This is a genomic window from Bacillus sp. S2(2024) (genome assembly GCF_050474045.1).
Lineage (GTDB): Bacteria > Bacillota > Bacilli > Bacillales > Bacillaceae_G > Bacillus_A > Bacillus_A yunxiaonensis.
This window is the reverse complement of the sequence record NZ_JBFLUS010000003.1, coordinates 4,137,823-4,149,609: the sequence shown is the minus strand read 5'-3', so window position 1 is coordinate 4,149,609 and position 11,787 is coordinate 4,137,823. Positions and strand designations below refer to the sequence as shown.

Genomic DNA, 11,787 nt, shown 5'->3' with positions numbered 1-11,787 from the left:
TTTATTTATTTTCTTAGATTGATAGTCATACTCCCAAAAAAATCGCTGCCATATCCCTGTGATTTGGTTTTGCACACATCTCTGCTGAACTCCATGTTAAAATTAACAATGTGGATTACTTGATTATAGTTTTACTTTAGGTTTATATACTATAGTATAGACAAAGTAACATACATAGAAAGGAACGATGAAATATGCCAAAGCAACAAATTGGAGTTGTTGGTGTGGGCGTTATGGGAAAAAGCCTTGCACTTAACTTTGAAAGTAAAGGGTATTCTGTTGCCCTATATGATATTTCAGAGGAAAAAGTAAATGAAATCATTGAGGAAAACCGTGGTAAAAACTTAGTTGGTACTCATATGGTTGAAGAATTTGTTAACTCACTTGAGTCACCTAGAAAGATTTTATTAATGGTTAATGCAGGGGAAATTACAGATAAGGCCATTGATTCTCTGCTTCCTCACCTCGATAAAGGTGATATTTTAATTGACGGCGGTAATACATACTTTGTCGATACAATTCGCCGAAATAAACGTCTTGCCGAAAAAGGAATCAATTTCATCGGTGCAGGTGTGTCAGGCGGAGAAGAGGGCGCATTGAAAGGGCCGTCTATTATGCCGGGCGGACAGAAAGATGCATATGAAAAAGTGAAAGATATGCTTGAAAATATTTCTGCAAAAGTGAATGGTGAGTCTTGCTGTTCTTATATCGGGCCTAATGGTGCAGGTCACTATGTAAAGATGGTTCACAATGGTATCGAGTATGGAGATATGCAATTAATTTGTGAAGCATATTTCTTCTTGAAACAAACTCTTGATCTGACTGCAGAAGAGTTTCACGAAATATTTGCTGAATGGAATAAGGGTGAGCTTAACAGCTACTTGATCGAAATTACAGCAGATATTTTCACGAAGAAAGATGAAGAAACTGGAAAGCCATTAGTGGATGTTATTCTTGATACTGCGGGACAAAAGGGTACAGGGAAATGGACAAGCCAAAGCGCGCTTGATTTAGGTATCTCCCTTCCTATTATCACGGAATCTGTATTCGCACGTTGTATTTCTGCTTTAAAAGAAGAGCGTGTGAACGCAAGCAAAGTATTATCTGGTCCTAAAGACAAGCCAGCACTTGGAATGGAAAAAGCAGAATTAATCGAAGCAGTGCGCCAAGCTTTATATATGAGCAAAATTTGTTCTTATGCGCAAGGGTTTACGCAATTGAAGGCAGCTTCTGAGGAATACGATTGGAACCTTGATTTCGGCAGCATCTCTATGCTTTGGAGAGGCGGATGCATTATTCGTGCAGCCTTCTTACAAAACATTAAAGAGGCTTATGAGAATAACACTGACTTACCGAATCTTTTACTTGACCCATACTTTAAAGAAATTGTGGAGTCATACCAAGGCGGATTACGTCAAATTATCTCATTGGCTGTACAACAAGGTATAGCGGTGCCTGCATTTTCAGCGGCGATTTCTTATTACGACAGCTATCGTACTGCAACACTGCCTGCAAACTTGTTACAAGCGCAGCGCGATTACTTTGGAGCACATACGTATAAACGCGTGGATAAAGAAGGTACATTCCATACAAAATGGATATAAAGTGAAACTTCCGTAAGTGGGGAGGCTTCATCCCCCACTTACGGTTAGTTGAACCAATCGGGCTTTTACGGGCAGTTATCCCCCACCTATCTTCGTTGCTTTTCTCTCAATCTTGAGGTGGGGTTTTACTGCCCGTTAATGCGGGATAAAATAAAAAATGGACCAAGATTGACATCTTGGTCCACTTTTTTTATTGGAATAATAATACACGAGCTGGTGCTGCATCTGTACCCATTAGTTTTAATGGAGCTGCAACCATAAAGTATGTTCCCGCTTCTACTTCTTTAAATGTTAATCCTTCGATTACAATAATATCGTGTGCAAATAGTGTTTTATGGGTTGGATGCCCTTCTTGTGCACGTTCAACGCCTAATGCGTCAATACCGACACCGCGAATGCCTTTTTCAGCAAGCAGCTTTGCACCGCTTTCAGCTAAATAAATAAACTCAAAGTTAAATCCTTCATCAAAGGAGTTCTTTGTTTTAAATAAGACAAAGTCGCCTTTTTGAATATCGAAATCTTTTAGGTCTTCAGCAGTAATGCCGCCCTCAACATTTGTTAGGTCAAAAACCTTTGCTTCGCCTACTAATTTCTCAATATCAAGCGTTTCAAATGTATCTCCGTCATTTATCATGTGCAAAGGCGCATCAATATGCGTTCCTGTATGAGCATCCATTTTTAATGTGGATTCTGTTACATGACCGTTTGTAACTTTAGAAAGCTGAGGCTGTTTTTCCGGCTTATTTTTATATACAGGCATTCCTTCGTAAATAGGTACTGTAATATCATATACTTTTTTCATAAGAATTCCCCTTTGATTAGATTGAGTAGTCGCTATCATCTGAAATAGGCCACCACTGGAAGCCGTTTTCCGCAAGTAAATCATCAGAAGCTTGCGGTCCCATTGATCCTGATTCGTAAGTAAGTAACTCAGTTGATACATCCTGTTTCCATGCTTTAGAAATAACATCAACAAATTTCCATGATAACGCCACTTCATCCCAGTGAGTGAAGTTTGTTGCATCGCCTTGAATTGCATCATATAGCAGCTTCTCGTAAGCTTCTGGTGTATTTACTCCGTCTACGCAGTCATTGCAGTAATCAAGTTTAAATGGTGTCGTCTTGTCAGAAGTACCGATTTTCTTCCCATTTAAAACTAGAGAAATTCCCTCATCCGGCTGAATATGAATAATAAGCAGGTTCGGATGAACGCTGTTTTCTGATTTAGAATATAAATTCATTGGCAATTCTTTAAACTGAATAACGATTTTTGTTGATTTTTCTTGCATGCGTTTACCTGTACGAATGTAGATCGGCACACCAGCCCAGCGGAAATTGTCTATTAATAATTTGCCCGCTACAAATGTTTCCGTTCTTGAGTTTGGATCCACTTTATTTTCGCTTCTGTACCCAGGAACTTCTTTTCCGCTGATTGTTCCTGGACCATACTGACTTCGCACAAAATATTCATCCACTTCTTCTACTGTCATTGGTCGAAGTGCACGTAATGCTTTAATTTTTTCGCTTCGGATTTCTTCTGTTGTTAAACGAATTGGCGGTTCCATTGCCAGTAAAGCAACCATTTGTAACATATGATTTTGTACCATGTCCCTTAAGGCGCCGGAATTGTCATAGTAACCTCCGCGATCCTCTACACCTAAAGATTCACTAGATGTAATTTGAATATTAGAGATGTATCTATTATTCCACAATGATTCAAATATTGCGTTTGCAAAACGAATGACACCAATGTTTTGAACCATTTCTTTTCCTAGATAATGGTCAATACGATAAATTTCATCTTCCGCAAATGCGTGACGAAGTTCCTCGTTTAACTTTTGTGCGGATGGCAAGTCATGTCCAAAAGGCTTTTCAATAATCAATCGATTCCAGCCGCTTGCATCTGTTACACCTTCTGATTTCAAGTAAGAAGCGATTGTTCCGAAAAATTCAGGGGCCATTGCCATATAAAACATTCTGTTTCCTGGAATATTGAATTGTTCTTCTAGGTTAGTAAGTAATGCATTCAAATCCTGGTAGGAAGCAGTATTCGTAACATCAAACGCTAAGTATCGGAAATGAGTTAAAAATTCTTCTAAATCATCCCCTGGTTGAATTTTCGACTCTTGAATAGAGGAACGTACATTTTCACGAAATACATCATCACTCCATTCACGTCTTGCTACACCAACAACAGCGAAATTTTTAGAGAGCTGTCCTTTTTTATACAGACTGTATATAGAAGGGAATAATTTTCTCTTCGCTAAATCGCCTGTTGCTCCAAATATGACCATAGTGCAATATGTATTGTTGTTATTGTTCACTGGGAAACCTCACCTTTATTAATGTTATACTAAATAGTATCTCACAAAATTTTAACATAATTTAAAAAAAGTCTCCTGCTTTTAAGCATGTGGAGGAAAGTAATAAATCTTTAAATTATTTTAAGGCGAAGATTGTAGAAAATCAAAAGAAAAGCACGAAATTATTACTATAGTTATTTAAAATTTAGAGGAATAAGGGAAGAGGAATAATTAGGAAAAGTGTGGAGTTGCGAGAGTTAAGACGGAAAAGATAGCAATTTGAGCAGTGTTAATAGATTCTGGCACAGCAAAATAAATTGTGCTATGATGTGGAGAAATATAGAATAAAGCCATCTAACGGAGGGATTCACTTGCCGCATATTGTATTTCGTGGAATTACTACTGAACAATTAAAGAGTATAAGTAAACCATTAGTAGAAGAACTAGCAGAGATTTGTGAATGTGGTACGGATAATTTTACATTAGAACTACCAAACTCTACATTTGTATATGATGGAGAAGAAATAGAGGCTTTTCCTCTTATTGAAGTTAAATGGTTCGAACGTGGACAGGAAATTCGTGATCGATTTGCTCAGGCAATTACTACATATATAATGGATTTTGAGCTTCCAGAGGTAGAGGTTGTGTTTACGGTTTTCATAGAATCAGCGTATTATATTAACGGAAAGCATTGTGCAGATTAAAGTTAATTAGGTTCTGGTGTAAATCTTACATTTATCAAAATAAAAATATAAGGTTAATTATATAAGTAGGTAAGCACTCTGTATTTGAGCGTAAAGTTAATTCGTTTCATGTTTAGCATGGATGGTTAACGAAAATGCAAGAGTGTTTCTTTTTGTTAGTGGGATGTGTATAAAAAGTTAACGTGTATCGGAACCTGTATGAACTGAAGGTATAATTTGTTATAATACACTAGTTGTGTAAAATATTGTTTTGTGCAGGGGATGAAATTTTATTTTACTTCAGGAAGGAGAAATAAGGATGAAAAAGATCACTATTCTTGTTCCTGCTTATAATGAACAAGAAGTAATCGATCAACTTTATGATAGATTAAATAAAGTCATCGATACTGTTCCGAACTATGAGTTTGAAATCTTGTTTGTAAATGACGGAAGTCGTGATAATACAGTACAAATTATTAAATCATTACGAGCATTTGATAAGCGCATTTCCTATGTCGACTTATCAAGAAACTTTGGAAAAGAAACTGCTATGATAGCAGGGTTAGATTATGCAACAGGTGATGCAGTTATTATTCTAGATGCAGACTTGCAAGACCCGCCAGAATTGATTCCAGAGATGATTAAATACTGGGAGGAAGGATACGACGATATCTATGCAAAGCGTCGTAACCGAGCGGGAGAAACGTGGTTTAAAAAGTGGACTGCAAATACGTTTTATAAAGTGCTTCAAAAAACAACTAGAATTCCGATTCAACAAAATACGGGTGATTTTAGATTGTTAGATAGACGATGCGTAGAAGCTTTAAAGCAATTACGAGAGACACAAAGATATACAAAAGGAATGTTTAGTTGGATTGGTTATCAGAAAAAGGAAATTTTATTTGACAGGGATCCGCGTGCAGCAGGTGAAACGAAATGGAATTATTTGAAGTTGCTTGATTTAGCAATTGAAGGCGTCACTTCATTTACAACAGCTCCTTTACGAATTTCAGCATTCTTTGGATTTGCTATTTCATTCTTTTCGTTCATTTATATGATTTGGATTATTGCAAAAACATTAGTGTTTGGTGAATCTGTTCAAGGATATCCATCGCTTATGACCATTATTTTATTTATGGGGGGTATTCAATTAATTTCTTTAGGAATTATTGGTGAATACCTTGGAAGAATTTTTAATGAGACGAAAAGGCGGCCATTATATTTTGTGCATGAATATAATGATGAAAAAGTACAGAATGAAGTGAAACAAGCATCTCTACCAAAGCGAGGGGTGTAAGCTATGCAGAAAAAAGAGTTTATAAACTATGTCATTTTTGGTGTGTTAACAACACTTGTCAATATTGTATGTTATGCATTACTAACAAAAGTCTTTCAGATAGATTATAAATGGGCAACAACTATTGCGTGGATTGTTTCAGTCCTTTTCGCCTTTGTAACGAACAAGCTGTATGTATTTCAGAGTAAACAAAAGAGTACTGCGTCTATTTTGAAGGAATTTATATCCTTTATGTTTTTTCGAGGACTTTCATATGTGTTAGATATAGCAAGTATGATTGTTCTCGTTGAATGGTTAGGCTGGAATGATTTAATTGCGAAGGTAATTGCGAATGGTATCGTAATCATTGTGAATTATTTTGCAAGTAAGTACATCATTTTTCAAACAAATCATTCGAAAGAAGTATAGTGAAGCATGAAAAAAGTTGTAGCTGTCTGAAAGGGCAGCTTTTTTCGTTTTGAACTATTTTGGGACAGTAAGACCCCCACCTGAGGATAGGTGGGGGTCTTACTGCTGGCATGCGATCGATTGGTGAGAGCTTTCCATCAGCGGGAGATGAAAATACTCTCCATCAATGGAAGTTTTACTTCATAGTAAGCGCATGTTACATTCTTGAATTTGACGTAGCAATTGCTCATATTCACTTTCCAGAGCAATCACATCATCGTCACGTCCTGGCATCGAAATGCGCCCAATTACTTCTGTTAGTTTTGTTTGCAAGCGCAGCAGTTCCTGCTCTGCAGGATTGATAGAAGCTTGTTCTGTTCGCTTTGTATACTGTTCATAACTCCCTGGAAAGAGTCGTGGTGATTCTTCATCTAGATGTAAAATGTGATCAGCAATTTTATGAACAAAGGTGCGGTCGTGACTAATGAACAAAACAGTACCAGGATAATGCTGCAGCATTTGCTCAAGTTCTTCTTGAGTAGCGAGGTCTAGATAGTTTGTTGGTTCATCAAGAAGAAGCATATTGTAATCTCCTAGGAAAATTTTAGCCAGCGCGACTTTCACACGTTCGCCACCGCTTAATACATTCACTTGTTTATGAACATCTTCTCTTCGGAACAGCAGGCGTGCAAGAATCGTTCGTACAAACGATTCATCGTAACGTGTTTCCTCCATAGCATTTTGTAAAATGGTTTTGTCATTTTGCAGAATTGCTAATGTTTGTTCAAAGTAACCCATTTTACAGCTTTTCGAAAGCTGAATTCCTCGTTCATTTGCTTGAATCATCTGAAATAGTGTTGTTTTTCCGCTCCCGTTTTTTCCTAGAATAGCAAGCTTTGCACCTGGAGCCATACTTCCGTTGATATTGTGAAAGAGGGTGCGGCTCCCGATTTTTTTCGTAACCTTATTAAACTGCACAACCGTTTTACTATGAATCGGTGTGTGGTATTGTGCATCAAACTTTGTATGCACAATTTCCTTTGGTTTTTCTTTCTTTTCTAATTGCTCTAATCTCGTTTCTAGTGCTTTTGCGGCTTTTTCGACATTGCCTTGGCTGTAAGCTGCTCCCGATTTATATAGTCTAGATTCAGAAGAACTAAAGCTTGCTCGGATTTTTGTCATACCAGAAGCCCGCTGTTGTCTGTTGGCGATTGCGGTTTCTAAGCGTTGTTTTTCTTTCGTATATTTTTCATATTCCGCTTGCTGATGCTGCCTTTGTTGTTCTTTTTGCTCCCGATAGTTTGTGTAATTTCCTTTATATTCACGTACAGAACCATCCTCAATTTCGATAATCTTTGTGCAAATGGCGTCTAACAAGGCGCGGTCATGAGAAATTAAAAGGATTGCTCCTTTATAAGCCAGTAGTGCTTTTTCTAGCTGTTCTGTACCATACATATCGAGATGACTTGTTGGCTCATCAGCAAATAAGATAGATGCTTCTTGTTCAAGAGCATGAGCAATTTTTAAACGCCCGCGTTCACCGCCGCTCATATTTGTTGTAACATGAGAAATTCCCCATTGTCCTTTTGAAAGAGAAGAAGCTGTTTCTAATGTTTCTTCATGGAACTGCGGGATGATGGCGATAGAACCATAATGGGTGATCGTCCCGCAATCAGGCTTTACTTCTTTACTTAATATTTGTAATAGCGTTGATTTTCCCGCACCGTTTACACCAACGATTCCAATGCGGTCATGCGCATGAATATCAAGTGTTTGTAACGTAAATAAAGTACGGTCACCAAAGCTTTTTTCAATGTTTCGTGCTGTTAAAATGGTCATAAAAAAACCTCCCTAGTTTTACTAGAGAGGATATACGTCACCCATAGTATGTAAAAATATGTGCACAAAGAAACTATACACGTATTTTTACATGTTCCTGTCAAAAGAAAGTTATCGACAAAAGGGCATACTAATCCTCTTCTAGTTTTCATCATTTCGTTTCACTATTTGTGATGGATGAATAAAAAAGAGAATTAGAACTTCATTGGCCGATGTACCTTCCTTTCGTAAATTTACACTTATTGTATGCGTATGAGGATATATTTGTCAAATCATTCTGTTAATTATTTTTGCTTGAAAGTATGATTATATACTTTTACTTTTTCCATTGTTTCTTTATCATTCACGATTTCGCCTGGTGCGTTGGCAGCTCCGATCATATAACCTTCAAAAGAAGCTCCTACAAAGTCAAAAATATATTGGAACTGTGCAATAAGCGGGAGCGCCTTTAATTTTGGATTGTCGCCGCCGACAATGACAACATACATTTTCTTACCTTGCATACGTTCTTTGAAATGAAGTGATGTATCCCGCAAGCTTTGTGACCAGCGATCCACAAAATTTTTCATATGTCCGCTCATACCATACCAATAAAGTGGTGTTGCAAACACAATTGTATCATGCTCAAGCATACGTTTCGTTATACCTTCGTAATCATCATCGATTGATTGAAAGCCTTCTGCATCATGACGCTGATCTGTAATTGGTTGGATTGTATGATTGCGTAAATATACTTCTTCAGCATGTACTCCTTCTAGCATCATATGCGTTAATTGTTCCGTATTCCCATTTGAACGTGAACTTCCGTGTAAAACGAACATATTGTATCAATTCCTTTCTTTCTTTTGTTTTAATAGTGTGACATGTTTTTGTAGGTTCGTTTGGATATGTGAAAGTAACGAAATTTGCTTTGTTACTTCAGCGAGCTTTTCTTCGTAAAGCGTAATGATACTGCTGCATGGATTATCATAAAAGTGTGGCTCTATTTCTAAACAGCGCAGCATTCGCGCGGTTTCTTCTAAGTTTAGACCGAGCTGTAAATACATTTGAATGAGCTCTACTTTTTCAATCATCACTTCATCAAAATCACGATAGCCATTTGCAAGCCGTTTTGAAATAAGCAAGCCCTTTTCCTCGTAATGCCGTAGTGATCGTTCACTTACACCTGTACGTTTCGATAATTCTCCGATGCGCAAAACTATCACTCCTTCGTTCTCTATCCCGCATTAACGGGCAGTAAAGGCTCGAGAAGAGCGGGGAAGAAAACTGCCCGTAAAAGCCCGATTGGTGAGAGCTTTCCATCAGTGAGAAAAGCATCACTGATGGAAGCTTTACTTTATTGTAAACCTTCACATTAGTGTAAAAGTCAACTATGTTCATTCGCAAAGTTTTGCACATGGTCCAAAAATACTTGAATTGCTTTGGAAGGAATGAAATATTTTCCTCGTACGATTGAGAAAGGTCGCATTAGCTTTTCGTTTGGAACAGGTATATGACATACTTCACCAGCTTGCAGTTCTTTACGTACTGTCCAATCTGATAAAATCGCAATTCCGAGTCCGGCAGCAACTGCTTCCTTTACACTTTGAATGCTGCTAAATGTGAAGTAACGTTTCATTTTTAAGTGGTGGTCATGGATAAAGCGGTCGCTGTAAGCCCTGGTTCCGGAACCTGTTTCACGAAGTACCCATACTTGATCTTGCAACATGTCCGTCTGAATCGGACTTGTCATCGTAAGAGGGTGATTTGGCGGAACGACAAGTTTCATTTCATCCTCCATAAATGGCTCTGTGTCTACATCTGTGTATACGACTTGCCCCTCTACTAAGCCAATATCTAGTTGATTCGAGCGAACCCCCTGTAATACCTCCTCTGTATTTGAGATAAAGGTATGAACTTCAACGTGCGGATGTTCCTTCGCGTAGTTTGCCAATATTTTGGGAAGGAGATATTCTCCGATTGTAAAACTGGCGCCGATGCGCAGTGTCCCCGTAACGATATTATGAAGTTCATTAATTTCTTGTTTTGCTTCTTCGTACAGTGTAAGCATTTGTTTTGCATGTATGTATAAAATGTTTCCAGCTTCTGTGACTTGGACATGTTTTGGTGAGCGCTGAATGAGCGTTGTGCCGAATTCATTTTCTAAATTGCGAATGTGCATGCTTACCCCAGGCTGTGAAAGATTCAACATTTCGGCAGCTCTTGAAAAGTGTTTTTGCTCTACGACTGTTACAAAAATTTTTAAAATGTCGGTATTTATGAGACTCATTCCTTTCGCTTTTTTGTTTTATCTCACTATTGGTGAGTTCATTTTATTTTATCATAAGTTTTTTTGATGATTGATATAGCGTATTGGTATTAAACTTATGATTAAAATTCTCTTATAATGAAAGTAGAACGAACATGCATGTTCCAATATGATTATTGGAGTGGTACGAAATGGATCAAATGATAGCGTTACAAAAGGAGAAGCGTTTTGGATTTGCACAAGGTATTGGGATTACGTTACTTATTGCTATTGTTGCAAAATATTTGGCGCAGCTTCCATTTTTAAGTATTATGGGCCAATTAGTGATTGCTATTCTAATTGGAATGGTATGGAGAGCGGCAATTGGTGTACCCAATCAAGCGATCGCAGGAACGAACTTTGCGAGTAAAAAACTACTGCGTTTAGGGATTATATTACTTGGTATGCGGTTAAATTTAGTCGACATTGCGAAGGCAGGGCCGAAGGTATTGGTCATGGCGGCAATTGTTATTACGTTTACACTTATTGTTGTATATGCATTAACACGTGTTTGTAAAGTAGAGAAGAAGCTTGGTATGTTAACAGCATGCGGAACAGCGATTTGCGGAGCAGCAGCTGTTATTGCGATTGGACCGCAAGTAAAAGCAAAGGACGAAGAAGTTGCAGTTAGTGCGGCAATCGTTGCGATTTTAGGAACCATTTTCACATTAGCATATACATTATTATATCCTGTGCTTCATTTGACTCCGTATGAATATGGTGTTTTTTCGGGGGCAACATTGCATGAAATCGCTCATGTGATTGCAGCAGCAGCACCTGGTGGAAGTGAGTCTGTTGATATTGCTGTAATTATGAAGTTAACACGCGTTGCCTTTCTTGTACCTGTAGCAATATTAATTGGCATATGGTTTCAACGCGGAGAAGGAGCGGGGGAAAAGAAATCTTGGCGTGATGTTCCAATCCCATGGTTTATTTTTGGCTTCTTAGCAGTTAGTGCGTTTCATTCATTAGGAATTGTACCTGAAACAATCGCAAGCAATATTGTGGTTATTGCCTACATGCTCATGGCAATGGCAATGGCTGGTCTTGGATTAAATGTAGAATTTAAGACATTTCGTAAACTGGGAACAAAAGCATTTGTTGCAGGATTGATTGGATCGTTATTGCTTTCTGTTCTTGGGTATACGCTTGTATATGTATTGCATTTTGTGTAGAAGACCGGTGATTATGACATGATCAAATGGAATTTGGAATAGATAATAAAAACTGCTGAACGTTATGGTTCAGCAGTTTTTTTATCGAAAAATTGGCAAGAAAACTCCATCTTCAAAACGTGTAGGGCATAGCCTAGTTTAAGGTGGAGATGAATTGCCATCGCATTTGTAAAAATATTTTCGTAGCAAGGCGAATGTATGTTCTTTTTGAC

11 protein-coding genes are annotated in these 11,787 nt (G+C 37.8%); 5 read left to right on the top strand and 6 right to left on the bottom strand.

Annotated features, from left to right (window positions below; translation table 11 throughout):
• The first annotated feature begins 194 nt into the window (after positions 1-194).
• Entirely contained in the window at positions 195-1,604 is a 1,410-nt protein-coding gene (gene gndA / locus AB1284_RS21140; RefSeq protein ID WP_429753127.1) for an NADP-dependent phosphogluconate dehydrogenase, read from the top strand.
• Positions 1,605-1,794: 190 nt separating this feature from the next.
• Here gndA and AB1284_RS21135 read toward each other — a convergent pair whose 3' ends face one another.
• Both AB1284_RS21135 and zwf read right to left on the bottom strand, forming a co-directional pair.
• Positions 1,795-2,406, bottom strand: coding sequence for a cyclase family protein (locus tag AB1284_RS21135; protein ID WP_253630866.1), 612 nt, complete (start codon positions 2,404-2,406; stop codon positions 1,795-1,797).
• A 16-nt stretch (positions 2,407-2,422) separates the two neighbouring features.
• Positions 2,423-3,898 carry a glucose-6-phosphate dehydrogenase gene (gene zwf, locus AB1284_RS21130; protein WP_429754404.1) on the bottom strand — a complete coding sequence of 492 codons (1,476 nt, stop codon included), beginning with the start codon at positions 3,896-3,898 and terminating at the stop codon, positions 2,423-2,425.
• Positions 3,899-4,278: 380 nt separating this feature from the next.
• Between zwf and AB1284_RS21125 the strand changes: the two genes are divergently transcribed.
• From AB1284_RS21125 to AB1284_RS21115, 3 genes are all read left to right on the top strand, one after another.
• A complete protein-coding gene (locus AB1284_RS21125; RefSeq protein WP_429753128.1) occupies positions 4,279-4,611 on the top strand; it encodes a DUF1904 family protein in 333 nt (110 codons plus the stop codon).
• 298 nt (positions 4,612-4,909) lie between these two features.
• Positions 4,910-5,887 carry a glycosyltransferase family 2 protein gene (locus tag AB1284_RS21120; protein ID WP_429753129.1) on the top strand — a complete coding sequence of 326 codons (978 nt, stop codon included), beginning with the start codon at positions 4,910-4,912 and terminating at the stop codon, positions 5,885-5,887.
• Positions 5,888-5,890: 3 nt separating this feature from the next.
• On the top strand, positions 5,891-6,295 hold the full coding sequence (locus AB1284_RS21115; RefSeq protein ID WP_429753130.1) for a GtrA family protein: 405 nt from the start codon (positions 5,891-5,893) through the stop codon (positions 6,293-6,295).
• A gap of 180 nt (positions 6,296-6,475) precedes the next feature.
• On the opposite strand, the gene abc-f is transcribed toward AB1284_RS21115, so the two are convergent.
• The 4 genes from abc-f to AB1284_RS21095 all read right to left on the bottom strand — a co-directional run bounded on the left by abc-f (position 6,476) and on the right by AB1284_RS21095 (position 10,373).
• Positions 6,476-8,113 carry a ribosomal protection-like ABC-F family protein gene (gene abc-f / locus AB1284_RS21110; protein ID WP_429753131.1) on the bottom strand — a complete coding sequence of 546 codons (1,638 nt, stop codon included), beginning with the start codon at positions 8,111-8,113 and terminating at the stop codon, positions 6,476-6,478.
• A 284-nt stretch (positions 8,114-8,397) separates the two neighbouring features.
• Positions 8,398-8,934 (bottom strand): flavodoxin family protein, encoded by a 537-nt coding sequence (locus AB1284_RS21105; protein ID WP_429753132.1) that lies wholly within the window; start codon positions 8,932-8,934, stop codon positions 8,398-8,400.
• A 6-nt stretch (positions 8,935-8,940) separates the two neighbouring features.
• Positions 8,941-9,309 (bottom strand): MerR family transcriptional regulator, encoded by a 369-nt coding sequence (locus tag AB1284_RS21100; protein ID WP_429753133.1) that lies wholly within the window; start codon positions 9,307-9,309, stop codon positions 8,941-8,943.
• Between the two features lie 170 nt (positions 9,310-9,479).
• Positions 9,480-10,373: a LysR family transcriptional regulator gene (locus tag AB1284_RS21095; RefSeq protein ID WP_429754405.1), complete on the bottom strand. Its 894-nt coding sequence runs from the start codon at positions 10,371-10,373 to the stop codon at positions 9,480-9,482.
• A gap of 179 nt (positions 10,374-10,552) precedes the next feature.
• On the opposite strand from AB1284_RS21095, the gene AB1284_RS21090 reads away from it, so the two are divergent.
• Positions 10,553-11,575, top strand: coding sequence for a YeiH family protein (locus AB1284_RS21090; protein WP_429753134.1), 1,023 nt, complete (start codon positions 10,553-10,555; stop codon positions 11,573-11,575).
• Positions 11,576-11,787 lie beyond the last annotated feature (212 nt).